This window comes from Cohnella soli, from assembly GCF_042655525.1.
GTDB classification, from domain to species: Bacteria; Bacillota; Bacilli; order Paenibacillales; family Paenibacillaceae; genus Cohnella; species Cohnella soli.
Genome location: NZ_JBHSMI010000002.1, coordinates 118,295 through 134,873, shown reverse-complemented (window position 1 = coordinate 134,873; position 16,579 = coordinate 118,295). Strand labels below are relative to the sequence as shown.

The 16,579-nt window shown below is 55.5% G+C and carries 6 protein-coding genes; all 6 read right to left on the bottom strand.

Features of this window, described 5'->3' with window-relative positions:
- Positions 1 to 36: 36 nt before the first annotated feature.
- A complete protein-coding gene (locus tag ACFPOF_RS00995; RefSeq protein WP_378128728.1) occupies positions 37 to 3,873 on the bottom strand; it encodes a TIM-barrel domain-containing protein in 3,837 nt (1,278 codons plus the stop codon).
- 500 nt (positions 3,874 to 4,373) lie between these two features.
- A complete protein-coding gene (locus tag ACFPOF_RS00990; RefSeq protein WP_378128726.1) occupies positions 4,374 to 8,675 on the bottom strand; it encodes an S-layer homology domain-containing protein in 4,302 nt (1,433 codons plus the stop codon).
- A 96-nt stretch (positions 8,676 to 8,771) separates the two neighbouring features.
- On the bottom strand, positions 8,772 to 9,737 hold the full coding sequence (locus ACFPOF_RS00985; RefSeq protein WP_378128724.1) for a response regulator: 966 nt from the start codon (positions 9,735 to 9,737) through the stop codon (positions 8,772 to 8,774).
- Positions 9,738 to 9,741: 4 nt separating this feature from the next.
- The gene (locus ACFPOF_RS00980; protein ID WP_378128722.1) at positions 9,742 to 12,834 is read right to left on the bottom strand and encodes an ATP-binding protein; all 3,093 of its coding nucleotides are present in this window, start codon (positions 12,832 to 12,834) and stop codon (positions 9,742 to 9,744) included.
- A 193-nt stretch (positions 12,835 to 13,027) separates the two neighbouring features.
- Complete coding sequence (gene rnr, locus ACFPOF_RS00975) at positions 13,028 to 16,075, bottom strand: ribonuclease R (RefSeq protein ID WP_378129032.1); 3,048 nt, start codon at positions 16,073 to 16,075, stop codon at positions 13,028 to 13,030.
- A 195-nt stretch (positions 16,076 to 16,270) separates the two neighbouring features.
- Positions 16,271 to 16,507 carry a preprotein translocase subunit SecG gene (gene secG / locus ACFPOF_RS00970; protein WP_378128720.1) on the bottom strand — a complete coding sequence of 79 codons (237 nt, stop codon included), beginning with the start codon at positions 16,505 to 16,507 and terminating at the stop codon, positions 16,271 to 16,273.
- Between the last annotated feature and the right edge of the window lie 72 nt (positions 16,508 to 16,579).

Sequence of the window (16,579 nt, the reverse complement as noted above, 5' to 3'; positions counted from 1 at the left end):
TGGAGGCAGCCTTCGTATCGTTCGCAGCTTCGATCGTTACTGCGGAGTCAGCCGGACGTCGTCGATATGGAGCACCGAGCCTCCCGGCGAGTTGATGTAGAAGCCAACGTCGACTTGACCCGAGGTGACGTTGATGCTGCCGATGCTAATATACTTCCATACGCCGTCGTTACTGATGTTGTACGTAAGCATCGATCCGCCGTAGTTCGCGATCTCCGCGCGCACCGTCGTCGGATTCGCATACTGCAGTTTTACCCATGCTTCGAACTTATACGTGCCATTCGGCACGTTCACGGTTTGATGGATGCTTTGCTGATACGCGGACGCCGAGTAGAAGTAAGCTCTCTTGTCGCTCGTCCACGGCGACTGCGGCGGGTTCGTCCCCGAACCGCTGTCGATGCCATAAGCGAGCGCCTGGCCGCCCGGATGCCATTCGGTCCAATTGCTGCCGAGGCCCGCATCCCGCTCGAAGCCGGCATTGTCGAGCACATTCGCCTCCGAAACCGGCGTTCCGGGCGCTGCGGCCGATACGAGCAACCGATCGAGATTGACGCTGCCGCTGTCGGATGCATCGTATTTGTACGAGATCGTATTCGTTCCGGCGCTCAGTGACAGTGTCTGCGACACATTCTGCCAGACGTCCCAGCTCGCGCCCGGACTTGTCATGCTCGCCTTCCCAATGCTGCTTCCGTTGACGTACGTCGTGAGCGTTTTCGTGCTACCGGAGCCGTTCGCATACCGCAAATTAACCTGGTAGCTGCCGGCGGAAGGCACGCTCACCGTGAACTTCGCCTCCGCGCCAACGGATGTCATGCCGTCAACGAACGCGGCGCCGCTGTAGAATAGATGATTTTTGTTGCGTGTGGCGCTGCCGGATAGCTCCGCGCCTTCCGCCTCGTATTTGGCGACGACCGGGTCGAACGGAACGGTAATGTAGTCCAGATTGACATTCCCCGTATCTCCGCCCTCGCTATAGTACTTGTAAGTGATGGCATTGCGGCCGGCATTGAGCGGGATCGTCTCGCTCTGGGTCGACCACGTGTTCCAGTTCGCCAAGTTCGCTAGCGACGTCGATTTCACGCGTGCGCCGTTCACGAAAATGCTGATCGACTTGGCAGATCCGGTTGCGTTCGCATAGCGGAGCGCGATGTTGTAATCCCCGGCCGTCTTCACGTCCGCATAGAACGTTGCCGCCGCGCCCGCATTGTCGAAGCCGTCGGCGAAGCCGCTGCCGGAATAACCCGTATGATTCGTGTTTTTGCCGGCCTTCGTTGCCGTCGTGTTGCCCGACAGCGACGCATCCTCGGCTTCAAGCTTGACGGATGTGGCGGCCGATGTGCCGGTGCCCGACACGACGATACTCTTGGCCGAACCTGAGGCTGCCGCCACTTTGACGTACGTGGCCAGACCATATACGTCTTTGCCGGTCGTCCAGCCCTCTCCCGAGGCTGCCTTCAGCGCGTCGATATCGGCGTAAGACGTGAGGGAGGAACCTCCGCTCGTTACACCTGTACCTGCCTTGCCATGAACCTTGAACAAATAATACTGAACGTCAGGCGTGTAAGTGCCGCTCTTCGCTGCAACGCCTAGGCTAATGCCCGAGCCTCCATTATCCTGCGCAGATAACGTCTGCTTGAAATAATTGCTGCTCTCGTAATTGTAGCTGGCGCCGTCGTCGTCATAGTAGGTGAAGCTCGTTGACGCCGTATCCGGGAACACGTCGACGTTTACGGTGCTCACAGCCGTCTGCCCGACATAATCAAGCACCTGCTGGTTCGGGATAATTGCCCCTTTCTTGATAAACAGCGGAATGTCCGAATACGTCTCCGTGTTGACCGGATACTTGATCGTCTGGCCGCCGGTATAGACGGTGCCGCGGAAGTAGTCGGTCCATGTGCCCGCCGGCAAATAAATATTTTTCACGTTCTGCCCTTGGTCCATGACCGGGGAAGCGAGCAGCCAGTCCCCGAACATCCAGGCTTCCGTATCGTTGGCGGCATTCGAGTCCGTCGGATAGTCGTACATCAACGGTCTTACGAGTCCGAGTCCCGACTCGTACGCGCTTCTTTCGTAGGCGTACATATACGGGATGAGCGAATAACGGAGCTGGATTGCGCCCTTCGCCGCCTCTTCCGCCGAATTGCCGAAATACCACGGCTGGCGCTGCTGGTTCAAGTTGCCGTGAACGCGGAACACCGGCGTCAGCGCCGAGAACTGCAGCCATCTCGCATACAACTCCGGACTCGGATTGCTGTCGTTAGGATTGAAACCGCCCGTATCCATGCCCCACTTCGGCTGGCCGAGGTTCACCGAAGAAAGCATAACGGTCCGCTGATCCTGCATGCCGGAAGCCCAGCCGACCTTATCGCCCATTTTGAACTGCGAGCCGATATCGCCCGACCAAAGCGTCGTCGCGTACCGCTGCGCGCCCGGATAAAAGGTACGAGCCGTCTGCCACACCCGGACATTCGGCGCATAGGCGCGCTGTCCTTCGTATATCGCTTGCGACAGGTGGGTCGTCGTAAAGTTGCCGAACCACCATTGCGCCGCACCGGACGACACCTTGTCGGTCTCGTCGTTCCACCAGCCGACGATGCCTTTGTCGAAAGCGTCTTTCGAGTGATTCCAGTACCACGTACGCGCTGCCGAGTTATACGGATCAATGCTGCGAACGAGCACGGGGATAAAATAGTCCGAATACTCGCTGTGGCCCGGATACCAGTAGCCGCCCGTGTTGGCGTCGTTGTACTGGGTCGTCCGGTTGCCTCCGCTGTCCTGCGTCACGATGCGCGGCTTCGTAATGCCGATCATTTTGACGCCTTTGGCGTCCATCGCGCTCTTAAGCGCCGTCGTGGAGGACGAAGGGAAGTTCGTCGTATTCCACGCATACTCGCCGTAGTTGGACTCGCCGTACTTTTTCCAGTCGTAGTCGAGCGCGTACGCGTCGAGCGGAATATTTTTCGCCCGGTACGTGTCGACCATATTCGTCATTTCCGTCTGATTGATGCCCCACTCGAAGTTCATGAAACCAAGCGACCACTTCGGCAGCATCGGCGATTTGCCGGTAATTTCCGAGTAGCCCGCCATAATTTCCTTCGGATTGCCGACGATCGCATAGTACTCCAGGTCGGTCTTCGGGTAGCGGCGTCCTTCATCCGGCGTACTGCCGTAGTAGAATTCCAGTTTGCCCGTCGCATCCTCCGTATACGGATAGCCGCCGTCGCTGTCGACGAGAACGCCGTACCCGGACGTCGACCACATGAACGGTCCGCCCGAATCCCCTTGATTGCCCGCATGTGCCGGATGGTTGGAGTTGTTGCGGAGAATATCGGGTGCCGTTTCATTGGCGTTGTAGCTGCGAATGCCGTAGATGTTCTGCCCGCTCGAATGCCGGAACCGAACGCCGTCGTAGAATACGCCGCCGCCCGAAGGCTCCCAGAGCAAGATCGTGCCGTCCGCCTTCTTGATCGTTACCCGCGCCGGCGTTTTGGCGATGCTGACGATCATTTTGGTTGTCGTAATGGTGATCGGATCGCCCGCCGTATTGATCGTCGCGCCGACGGCACTCCACGTTTTGTTCGGATCGATCATCGGCGTGTCGGCGCTTGGCGACACGTTGTTCGGCCGATAGCTCACCTTGACAATATCGTTCTGCAGCACTTCGAAAATCAGTTTGTCATCGTTCGGTTCCGCCCCGTTATCAACGGTCAGCGTCAGCGTATCTCCCGACACACTGACGCCTGTCACGTTGCCAAGCGCGCCGACGTAAGCGGACGCGGGTTTGCTGCCGAGCGCGACGAACAACGAACATACGAGCGACAAGACAAGCAGTAGAGACAGGGACTTTTTCCGAGCAAAGAGCTGCATAGCCATCACTTGATTAACCACCTTTCAGAATTAAAATGAAAGACTAAAGACGGCCTTGCACTGTACAACCGGCGGACCGTTGATTGCGGAAGACACGCTTCACCTCCTTATTTCTTCCAGTATATAATGAAGCGCTTTCACAAGAAGTCCATTATATTCGGATTCGGTGCGTTATGTTATGGGAATGCGGCAGCACTCGATGGCACGCAGTTAGAGTACTCAACGACGCTACCCTCGCTCGACTGTCTCGGTACTCCGCTGACAGAGTACTCTGCGACGCTATACTCCCTCGATTGTCTCGGCGCTCCACCGATAGAGTACTCAAACGACGCTATACACCCTCGATTGTCTCGGAATCACGCCGATGGAGTAACCAGAGACGCTAACCTACCGGATCCGCCAAAAAGACGGCAAACAGGGAGACTGAGGCCCCATCGGCCTCGTCTCCCTGCTCGGTATGCGCCATGCCCGTTGGCATGCGCGCGCTAAACTATATATAATGCCGTTTATAGTTTCGCAGCCTCGCCGGAAGCTTCCTGAATGTCCGCGAATGCCCAGTGCGCCGCAGGAACGTCCGTCCACTTTGCCGCTTCGGATGAAATTTGCGGTTTCCATCCGAGCAGCTTGTTAATGATAACGACCGCTTGAGCACGCGTCAGCTTGTCGTCCGGACGGAAAGTACCGTCGCTGAACCCGGCGATAATGCCTGCCGCTTGTACTCGTTCGATGGAGGCTTGCGCCCAGTGCCCTTTAATGTCTGTGAAGCTGCTTCCGCCGGCTGCACTTGCATTAGAGCCTTCAAGCAGAGCGGCTACAATGCTTGCCATCTCGCCTCTCGTAATCGCCTGCTCCGGCTTGAAGACGCCGCCCGGATATCCTTTGAGCATTCCCGTATTCACTGCCTGAAGGATCGCTGAACGCGCCCAATGCTTGTCCGTTACGTCCGTGAATGACAGTTCTCCCGGTGCGGTCTCCGTCGGGAAAGCGCGTGCCAGAATGGCGGCAATCTCTGCGCGGGTAATCGCATTGTTCGGCCGGAAAGTGCCGTCCCCATAGCCGAAAATGTACGGAGTGTGCTTCGTGGCGGAAGATGCAGCGCTCCAGCCGGACAGATGCACGATCGTAAATGTACTAAATTTGCTTACCGTGATCTTCAGGCCAAGCGCACCGGAAGAATCGTAGCTGACCAATTCGCCCCGAACAAACTCTTTCGTCCCGTCGCTATGCTCAATGAAGACGCCGAGATCTTTTTTCTGTTCTGCCGTAAGGCTCGTATTGCCGAGCGGAAGCACGAGCTCTACCGGATGGCTCTGCAAGTTCGTCTCGATCGTCATCGGACGCCCGATGACGCTGACGCCTTCGATTCCAATCGCTAGTTTCGCCGCTTGTTCGGTTTTCGCGCGTTGCTCTACCGCCTTGCGTTCGTCTTCTTGCTTGATTGGAACGACACGGAAGTACGTATCGCTAGAAAGTCCTTGCATTGAACCGCTCGGAATACCGATATGAACGTCATTCGTGAAAATGGACAGTCCGACTTTCTCTGCCGCGAGCTTATCGGTAGAAGCTTTCGGGAGCTTGACGTTCAACTCCGTAACTTCATCCTTCGCGTCGGGAATGACGAGTGTAGCCGCACGGGTGCTGCCCGTTTGCAATTGGCGGACCGTATCCGCGACTTGCTCCGGCGTGAAGCTCACTTCGTCTCTTTTCTTCCCGCTCGCATCTGTCGTTCGAGTAATGACCGTCTGTGCGACGACCGAGCCGTTCGTACCGGCGCCGCTTTGTACGTTGACTTTGATTTCTTCCTTGATTGGCCCAGAACTGCCTGAAGGAGCCGACGGTGCAGGCGTAATCGTCACAGCCATTTGGGACGATGCGCTTCCGAGATGGTCTCCCGCTCCCGCGTAAACCGCCGTAATTTCGTCGTGCTCGCCGATTGGAAGAGTCGTTGTCGTCCATACCGCTTGCCCGTCCTCGTTTAACGGTGCCGTGCCAAGTGTCGTATTTCCGTTTTTGAATGTTACCGAGCCGACGGGTATACCGCGTAAATCGTCATCCGCTTCCACTTGCGCCGTCAACTTGACTGCTTGTCCGGCCGTAGCCGTTGCATGGTCGCTGGAGAGCGTAGCCTTCGTTGTGATTTTGTCATAGACTTTGACCAAAATTTTGCTAACTTTGGCATCGTACGGATGAATGCCATTGTAGTTGGCTATAAGTGTACCTTCGTATGGCAAATTTCCAGGGTTCGGCAGATTCGACCAATCTGACACTGTAAGCTTGGCCTCACCGTCCTCGTCCAACTCCCCCAATCCAAGCAGTTGCATGCCCATATAAAATCTCACCGTGCCAGTCGGAACCGCTCCCGTGCCGGAGGCCGATCTAACATTCGCAGTAAGCTTAAATGTCGAACCGTACTTCAAGCCGGTGGTCGTTGCGGCAGCCGGCTCGAGCACAAAAGAAGTTTCCGTCGCCAGTCGCGGAACGTACACCGTCGGCGCGCTCGTCACGGTTGCCCCCGTTGCTTTCGCGTTTTTCGGAGTGACCTTGACTTTGATCACTTTGCCGACGTCCGCGACGGCAATCGTATACGTGTTGGTTGCGGATGGCCCCTGAACGAGCATTTCGTTGCTCGTCCCGTTTACACTGTAGCTGTAGAACGCATACGTCGTGCCATCTTCCTCATCATTGTCCGCATCCGCATACCCTGACGTTGCAGTCAATACGCTACCGACCTGCACCGTTCCCGTAAGCGTCGGCGACGCCGTCGGCAATGCATCCGTCGGTACGAATGCGCGAAGGCTTGGATATCTAGTATTCGGGTCCATCATCCAAATGTGTTCGAAGTCCCAGCCCGCAAACGTGGATTGCGTCTTCAATTCCTCCGTTACTTTACCGATACCTTTGTACATATCTGATTGACCGGATATCTCTTTGTCGTAAAACGACTTATTATCCACATTGTCCATTCCGGCATTGGTACCTATCAAGCCGCCGGTATAGTTTGTGCCCGAAACAATACCTGCCGCAAACGAAGTCGATACGATTCCCGGATTTGTCGATCCGAAAACCATCACCTTCCCGACTAAACCTCCGACATCGGTACTGGTGGAGGTTGTCTTAACAATTGCATAGCTGTTCGTTATCGTGCCGGAGCTGTTGCCGACGAGTCCGCCCGCGAAAAGACCTGAGGCGTCGACTTTGCCTGTTACGAAACTTTCGGAAATGTTGCCGTTATTCGTTCCGACAAGGCCTCCTACAGCCACCGACCCTGTCACGTCGACATTTATGAGCCCTACGCGTTTAATCAACGATCCTTCTTTGATTCTGCCAAAAAGTCCGACAGGCGCCTCCGCTGGACGAGCGATTTTCAAACCCTTAATGACGTGGCCGTTACCGTCGAATCGCCCCGTGAAATTGTTCGACGTCGTTCCGATCGGCCGCCAGCCTTTCCCGCCATCATATCCTGGACCGGTATATGTGTCAGTAGAGGACAAATACTCTGTCAGGTCGATATCTTTAGTGAGGATGTAGTTTCCGGATAAATTGTTGCGAATTGCATCCAACTCTTCCGCAGTCGATATCATAATCGGCAAAGCTTCGGCGATAACGTCCGTCGCCGCGCTCGTTGCCGTCGCGCCCGTCGCTTTTGCATTTTTCGGCACGACTTTGACCTTGAGAACTTTACCAAAGTCCGCGGCGGTAATCGTGTACGTATTTACCGTGGAAGCAGCCCGAACTTCAGCCTCGTTACCTCCCCCTGCGCTATAACTATAAAACGCATACGTCGTGCCAGACTCCTCATCGCCGTCCGCATCCGCATATCCTGACGTTGCCGTCAAAACGCTACCGACATTCGGCGATCCCGAAAGCGTCGGCGCTGCCGTCGGAGCATGATCTGGCGTTGTCGGAACAGTGTTGAATACGCGCAGCTCCGGATAGTCGTCAAGTTCGCGGATCGACCATACCGACTCGAAATCCCAACCGGTATACGTCGCCTTCATCTTCATTTCCGTCGGCGTTTTGCCGACACCTTTGCCCGTATTATCGGATTGTTCGCTGGCGTCCGCATCGTAGAAGGACTCGACTACGGTTTCAGTCGGCGAAACACCGACAAGACCGCCCGTCTTCGACGTTCCCGTTACCGGACCGGCGGCAAACGAATATTTAATGAACCCCGCGTTTTCCTCGTCATACGGGTTATTGCCGACAAGGCCGCCGACTTTCGTACTTCCGCTGACCGAAGCGAGCGAATAGGAGTTCGTGATCGTCCCGAAATAATTTTCTCCGACCATGCCCCCCACTCTGTCGGCCGACGAAGAAACCCAACCCGTCACATAGCAATTTTGAATCGTGCCCCCCGAACTCTGCCCGACCAAAATGCCCGTACGCGTTTGATTACTGACAACATACGCTCCGACAACGCCAAGGTTTTTGATCGTGCCGGTCAGCCCTCCGATCAGTCCCGTTTGCTCATTCGAGCTATTAATTGTAAGGCCTGAGACAGTATATCCGTTCCCGTCGAGCACGCCACTAAAGGGAGCGGAAGACAGGAAGCCGATCGGGGTCCAGTTTGGTGTCAGGTCAATGTCTTGCGGCAGCTCAATGTTATTCGTCAGCTTGAAATTTCCATCCAACACATAGCGAATGTTATTCAACTCTTTCGGGGTGGAGATCAAATACGGGTCTCCCTCGATCCCGCTGCCTCTCGCGAACAACGCTGTCGCTGACGCTTCAGGCGAACGGAATAACGCCTCCGTTGGAAGCAGCAACACGAATGCGAGTAACAATACCATCCATTTTTTTGTCATCATGCAATCCCCTCTCGTAGCCTAGCTTGTTGCTTGCCGGTGTCGAGAAGGATTATAGCAAGCGGACGTAACAAAAATTACACAAAACGAGCTTTTTCGCTATTCCGCTTCGCGAAGCCTGGCATCGATCGTCATAAGCACCGTTCTTTCTCGAACGTCATCCCCCCGACGACGCCACAGCTCGGCCAGCCATTCGCCCAGTCGATTCATCATCTCGTCAACCGCTGCATCCGCCGATGCGCTCCATGCATAGCTTCTGCTGCCGAACAACGGCTGGCGATAGCCGAGAAACAGCTCCATCGCGCGTTCGGCGCGTCTTTCGGCCAACGCGCGGTCATTCGCCAATTCGCGCAGTTCCTCCAGGTCGGACAATCTATCAGGGGCAAGAAAACGATAAGAAAAATTGCCGCGTTCGATAGAGAAGCCGACAGGCAAGCGTTGCAATACCCGCTTAAGCCGATAGACCCCTGTATACAGATTGCGAACCCCTTTATTTTCGGGGGCACCCGGCCACAACAGGTCGATGAGTGCCCATTTGTCGATCTGCCTGTCTTTGTTCATCCAGAAATAAGCGAACAATTCCTCGGTTTTCTTCGTCGGCCAGCTCACTGGGCTGCCGTCGCGATCCGTAACCTCGAACGTGCCGAGGCAGCGGATCTTCGGTTCGGCAAGAACGGCGACCGATGCCGTTGCCGTAACCGGGCGAAGCTTGTCCAGCCGACGCAGAATACGCTCGATGTCGTCGCTGCCGATCGGCTTCAAAATATAATCGATCGCCTCGACCTTGAACGCATCAAGCGCATACTGCTCGTAAGCGGTCAAGAAAACGATTTTCAAGTCCGGCTTGATCCGCAGCAGCTTCTCGGCCAGCGCAAGCCCCGTCATGCGAGGCATCTGAACATCGAGAAACGCAACGTCCGGCAGCAGCCCGGGAAATGCGGCAAGCGCCTCCTCGGGAACGTCGAAACATCCCTTCAAATCGAATTCGGGAAACACCGCAAGCTGGTTTCTCATATAGGTCAATATGCGCTGTTCGTCTTCTACAACCATCAAAGTATAAGCCATCTTGTCAGCCTCTTTCAGCGAAGGAATACGGATATGGATATGGAAGCAGAATCGTGCAACGGGTACCGCTTCCCTCCGCGGATTGGAGCTGGAATTCCGCTCCCGCGACAGCCGCCACTTGCCTGCGAACGTTCGGAAGCCCGACGCCCTTCACTGTCTCTCCAGCCACAATGCGCCGAACCGCATCCGGATTGATCCCGATGCCGTCGTCTTCCACATCGATACGTAAATATACTTCTTCCCGCTTAATCCGCAGCGTTACCGTGCCCGTGCCTCTCTTGTTGAAAATGCCATGGCAAACCGCGTTCTCGACGAGCGGCTGGATAAGCAAGGTTTGGACTTGCGGATTTTCCGCCAGCAGTAATGGCTCGATCTCGATCTCAAATCGAAGGCGTTCTCCGAAACGCAGCCTCTCTAGTTCAACATAGTCCCGGATCAGCTCCACTTCCTGTTCAAGCGGTATCGTGTGGGCGGTCGATTCATACCGGAACATGCGCCGCAGATGACGGCTGAGCAGCCTTAACCACTCCGCGGCTTGCTTGGGCTCATCGTAACAAGCCGCGATAATGTTGTTTAGCGCATTATACAGGAAATGCGGCTTGATCTGCGCTGCTAAGAACGCCCGCTCGTTGCGGAGTGCGGTTTCCATTGTGCCGGATAACTGCAGAAGCAGTTGTACCCGCTTGCGAATCTCGCCTGCCGAGAACGGCTTGGCAATATAGTCCGTTGCTCCGGCTTGGTAGGCAAGCTCCACATCGGCCTCGCGCGATGCAGCCGTTGCAATAATAACAGGCAGCGACACGGAGGAGTGGCCGGCCCGAACACGCTTCGTCAGTTCCATGCCCGACATCCCGGGCATCAAATAATCGGTAATCATCAGGTCGAACCGGCGGAGGTTCAGTCGCTCTAATGCTTCTTCCCCTCCGTACGCCACTTCCAGATCGTAATCATCTTGCAAAATGAGCCGAAGCACTTCCAGATTAACCGGGTCGTCGTCTACCAGAAGCACGGCGCGGCGTTCCCGCTCCTCGGCATCCGACGATGCAGCAACCTCCGTCCAGGCTGACGGCAGTCCCCCTTCCCGTTCGACCGGCGCAACGTCCCTGCGGACGTAAACTTTCGCTTCCGGAAGTTTATTCGCCGCCTTCAGCTCCAAAGCTATCTCCGTTCCGCGCCCTGGCTCGCTCGCAGCGACGTACAGTTCGCCTCCCATCCGACGCGACAATTCCCGGCTGACGAACAAGCTAAGTCCCATGCCTTCTATCGGTGGCTGCCCCGCCATATCCGCACGGTACCTGTCCTCGAATACATTCGCCTGCTCCGCTGCAGTCATGCCGATCCCCTCATCGGCAATCAGCAGCGTAACCCGGCCATTTTGCGTTTCCGCAGAGACGACGACAGTGCCTTCGTTCGAATATTTCACTGCATTAGACAGCACATTATAGACGATTTGCTGGAGCCTGATCTCGTCCGCTTCAACGAACGTTCCGGACGGAACACGATTCACCAGCGCGATTGGCTTAAGTCCAATATGCATGGAGATAATCCGAAGTACATGCTCAGCAACGGCTGACAAATCTACCGCCGACAATCGCACTTGCAACGACATATTGCGAAGCTGCGTCGCATCGATCAAGTTGTTCACGATGTAGGACAGTCGTTCGGCCGTATCCACGACGATGCCAAGATGGCGGCGTGCGTCTTCGCGAATTCCATCTTCCTTGCGCAGTACATAATCGGCTAGATTGTGAATGCCATGAAGCGGTGTTTTCAACTCGTGCGACGTCCGTTGTAAAAATTCGTTTTTCACCTCGTTCGCCCTCAGCAATTGGACCGTCAATTGTTCCGACCTCCGCAGCGCGTTTCTCGAACAGAAAGCCAAGTACACATTAATTGTGGAAATGAAAGAGAAATACGAGACGAACGACAGCCGTTTGCTCGCAATAAACTGATCTAGGTACAAGTACTGAAACAGCAGACTACCCGTCAGGAACACTGCCGTCCCGAGCATCAATGCCCGCTCCAATCGTCTTTCTCTTGAGTTGGCTTTAAGGAGCAGCATCAGCCATCTGACGATCGAATAACCGCAGATCAGGAGTTCGTAGGGAGAAAACAACATTTTCGCAGGTACATACGTCCGGTAAGACAAGATGACCACCGCCGCGAAGTAAAGCAGAATCGGCGCCATCATCAGTCGGAACACTTTTTTCGAAGCGAAAGCCGGCTCTACCGTCCGAAAAAAAACAAGCAGCAGCATAAGCGCTCCCGATAATGACCAGTCTTGCAGCTTATAGGCGATTGCAAAAGGAACCCAATCGAACAGCACCATGAGCACTTTTTCGTCCGCGCAAGCCACAGTGAGGGAGACGATGAGAAAAAATAACCCTGCATACAAATACAGGCGGTCACGGGAACGCATCAAATAAACGGCCAACGAATACAAGCCGAATGAGACCGTCATCATGAAGCCGACCAGCCCGATGCCGAAATTGACTAGTGCATAACGAGAAATTTGCGCCGGTTCTCCGATGACGATCGGCTGCGCAATACCTCCCTGATAATATTGAAAATTGGCAACCTGGATGACGAGGCGGAGTCGATTGTTCTCGACCGGAGCGTAGACCGTATACGGGGTATTGTTCGGCTTGTTCGTCTCTTCCAACTCCGACGGCGTCCCATTCTCGTGAAGCAGATGACCGTTGACATACAGCCGGTGCGACATGCGAATATTCGTCACCTTGATGCCGATGACGGGAGGCGCGGACGGCGCGAGCACAATCACGGCTTCGTAAGTGCCGCTGCCGTAAAGCTTCTGCTTTGGAACGGATTTCTGCCAAGCGCCGGGCACTTGGATGCTGACAGCTCGGCCGGAAGGCAACGAATCGGGAGAAGCCAGCATATTAGGGTAAAAATTCCACGTTCCATCCAGCCTCATCAAGCCATCTTTGTCGAAATCCCACCCGCTCGCATCTAGAATGCCGTCTTTTACCGGAGGCGTAGGTCTTGTCACCTCTGAGTCAAGCGCCATATAGATTTGCACGAGAACGAACAATGCGATGACCGCAGCAATCCCTATTTTCGCCAACCGACTTTTCATAGCTATGTCTCTCTTTCCGCCGCACGGGAATAAAAAAGGAATGAATGCCCATTATTATAGCAGAACTCGGCTCGGAGCGGCGTGGGACGACTTGATTCGCAAGATGTAGATTCAGCCGCCAAACGCGAAGCCTACGAGTCCCCGGTAAAGCAAAAACCTTCCGCGCTTAAATGCCGGAAGGTTCTCGCAATGCTTATTGTTGCGGCGGATTCTGCTCGTTCGAGGTTGCCGTGTTTTTAGGTTTCTTACGTTTCTTGGCTTTCTTCTCTTCAACCGGTGGCTGCGCCGCCTCAGTTTTTACCAGAGGCCTTGCCGCCTGACGCTTGCCCGCATCGCCGTTTCGACCGCCGCCGTTGCCGTCGCGTCCGCCCCGGCCTTTGCGTTTGGCGTAGTTCGCCATGCCCTCGTCCGTGCCGTCGTCGCTGCTCTTATAATTACCGGAGCGTGGCAGTCCCCACATGTCCACTTTGTTAGGGCCAGCGCGCCTGGACGTCGTTGGCTTCGTCGCCCCGTTGCTCCAGATGCCGCTGCCGAACGAACTTCCACCGCTTCGGCTCGCATTCGGGCCGGCATCGTTCGAACGCGCCGGAGCGCCCCCGCCGCTGCGTTTGCCTGCGGATTTCGGCGTCGATGCTTGCAGCACGGCAGCTTCCACCGTTACCGCAACCTGCGCGTTGCCGCCATCGCCGCCGGACTTCCGACGCTTGCGTTTGCCGCCTCCCGTCGCAGGGACCGCTCCTTCTGCCACTCGGACTTCCGGCTCCGTCGGCGCAACGTTCTGGATTGCCTCGCGGCCGTCCGATCCGCCGCCCCTCTGCTTTCTGCCGCGATCTTCGTGGCCTGCTTTCCCGGCATCTCCGCTTTGAACGCCTCCGCGCCCACCGCTATCTTTGCCGCCTTGCTTACCGCGTCCTTTGCCGCCTTTGCCCCGTCGACCGTCGCGATCGCCTCGTCCGCCGTCGCCTCGACCGCCTCCGTCGCCGCCGATACCGACCCAGCGCCCTGCAGCGTTCAGCTTTTTGCGCTTGCGATCGCCTCCTCGGCCGCCGCCTCCGCCGAATCCGCCTCCGCGAACGTCAAACGAACGTCCTGCGCTGCGCGGCAACATGTCGACCATCTCGAAATCGATCGTATGTTCATTCATATTCACCCGTGCAACGCGCACCTTCACCTCGTCGCCGAGACGGTAAATTTTCGACGTGCGTTCGCCGATCAACGCCATGTGCTGCTCATGGAAGTTATAGAAGTCGTCGGTGAGATCGCTAAGCCGAATGAGTCCTTCGACCGTGTTCTCCAGTTCGACGAACATGCCGAAGCTCGTCACGCCGCTAATGATGCCGACGTACTCTTCGCCGATTTTGTCCAACATATACTCGGCCTTCTTGAGCTTGGCCGTATCCCGCTCGGCCTCGACCGCCGTCCGCTCCCGATCCGAAGATTGCGAAGCGATGTCCGGCATGCGCGCGTTCAGCGAATCGTAACGCGACTCCGGCAGCGTACCGCCGTTCTCGAGTACTTCGCGAATGACGCGATGAATGACCAAATCAGGATAACGCCGGATCGGCGACGTGAAGTGCGAATAATAATCGGCCGCCAGCCCGAAATGTCCGAGCGACTCGGCGTCGTACTTCGCCTGCTTCATCGAACGCAGCATCATTGTGCTGAGTACCGTTTCTTCCTTCGTACCTTGAATTTCTTCCAGCAAGCCTTGCAGCGCCCGCGGATGCACCGTATTGCCTTTGCCCCCGCGTACGGTATAGCCGAAATTGCTGGCGAATTGCATGAACGTCATCAGTTTTTCATTCGACGGTTCTTCGTGAATCCGGTATAGGAACGGCACCTTCAGCCAGTGGAAATGCTCCGCCACCGTCTCGTTCGCCGCCAACATAAATTCCTCGATAATTTGCTCGGCAATCGAACGTTCGCGTTTTACGATATCGATCGGTTTGCCTTGCGCGTCAACGATCACCTTCGATTCCTGAAATTCGAAGTCGATCGCGCCGCGACGCATCCGCATCTCACGCAAGCCAAGCGCCAACTCTTCCATCGTCTTAAACGTGTCCACATGCGGGGCGTAACGTTCTGTTACTCCGGAATCTTCGCCTTGCAAAATTTTCCTAACATTCGTATACGTCATTCGCTCCGTCGTCCGGATTACGCTCGTGAAAACATCATAGCGAACACGTTTCATCGTGCCCGGCTCGAACTCCATCTCGCACGACATCGTGAGCCGATCCACTTGCGGGTTCAGCGAACAAATGCCGTTGGACAATCGATGCGGCAGCATCGGAATGACGCGGTCGACCAAATACACGCTACAGCCGCGATTGTAGGCTTCTTCATCGAGCTTGGACTTCTCGCGCACATAATAGCTCACGTCAGCGATATGCACGCCAAGCAAATAGTTGCCGTTCTCGAGCCGCTCCACGTTAACCGCATCGTCCAGATCTTTGGCGTCTTCGCCGTCAATGGTCACGATCGTCTTGTTCCGCAAGTCTCGACGTCCTTGTTTGACGATCTCGTCTTCCGTAATCGTATCGGGAGCCGCTTCCGCCTCGGCCATCACGTCGCCAGGGAAGCTTTCCGGCAAGCCGTGCTTGCGGATAATGCTAAGAATATCGACGCCCGGATCGTCCTTATGCCCGAGAACTTCGATAATTTCGCCTTCCGCTGCCGTGCGCCCTTCCGGGTAAGTCACAATGTTCGCGACCACTTTTTGCCCGGTAACCGCACCTTTAAAATGCTCCCTGCGGATAAAAATCTCCTTGTGAATCCGCTTGTCGTCAGGTACAACGATGCCGAAGCTCTCGTGGTTCTCGAACACGCCGACCACCTGCGTCACCGCCCGGCTGACGATACGCACGATTTCCCCTTCCAGCTTGCCGTTCTCATTTTTCGCCGACACTCTGGCCAGCACGATATCCCCGTTCATCGTACCTTTCATGTCATTGGCATGAATGTACAGATCGGGGTGCGCCTTGTCGTCGGGAATGAGAAACGCGAATCCTTTTGGATGCGACTGAATTCTTCCGCGCAGCAAATTCATTCTTTCCGGAACGCCGTAACGTTCCGACCGGGTTCTGTGAACGCGGCCTTCTTGCTCCATCTCGGTCAACAGGCGAAGGAAACTTTTGAAGTCCCCCGCATTATCTATGCCAAAATGTTTCTCCAATTCCTGATAAGTCATCGGCTTGTACGCGGTTTCCCGCATGAAATCGAGCAGTTCCTGCTCCGTGCACATCGGCATCCGTTATTCACCTCGTCCTACGTCTAGTATACACATTCGGAGCCCTCTGCAACCGGAGCCCCAGAACCGCCGTTTGGTTCTATTACCACTGTATTCCATTGTTGACGGTTCGTCCATCATCTTTCGCGCCGCAAAATACAAAAAAAGACAGGAAGCGAATGCTTCCCGTCCGTTGATGGCGAATGTCGATTAGTTTTTGACGAAATAAGCGACTACCAGCGAAAGGATGAAGAATCCGACCGCCAAGCCGACTGTCAGACGTTGCAAGAACAAGTCGATTCCGCGAGCTTTTTGCTTGCCGAACAAGTGCTCCGCACCGCCGGAGATCGCACCGGACAATCCCGCGCTCTTCCCGCGTTGAAGCAGAACGACCGCAATCAGACCGAGCGAGAAAATAACGAGAATGACTTTGAGAACGACGTCCATCGCTTACACCTCCCAAATACCGCTACAAAAACAGTATTTTTATTGTAGCATAGGCGACATCGGGTTGACAAC

Bases quoted from the DNA above. Each gene is read 5' to 3' on its own strand.
- ACFPOF_RS00995 (WP_378128728.1), bottom strand. From the start codon at position 3,873: ATGGCTATGCAGCTCTTTGCTCGGAAAAAGTCCCTGTCTCTACTGCTT.
- ACFPOF_RS00980 (WP_378128722.1), bottom strand. From the start codon at position 12,834: ATGAAAAGTCGGTTGGCGAAAATAGGGATTGCTGCGGTCATCGCATTG.
- ACFPOF_RS00985 (WP_378128724.1), bottom strand. From the start codon at position 9,737: ATGGCTTATACTTTGATGGTTGTAGAAGACGAACAGCGCATATTGACC.
- secG (WP_378128720.1), bottom strand. From the start codon at position 16,507: ATGGACGTCGTTCTCAAAGTCATTCTCGTTATTTTCTCGCTCGGTCTG.
- ACFPOF_RS00990 (WP_378128726.1), bottom strand. From the start codon at position 8,675: ATGATGACAAAAAAATGGATGGTATTGTTACTCGCATTCGTGTTGCTG.
- rnr (WP_378129032.1), bottom strand. From the start codon at position 16,075: ATGTGCACGGAGCAGGAACTGCTCGATTTCATGCGGGAAACCGCGTAC.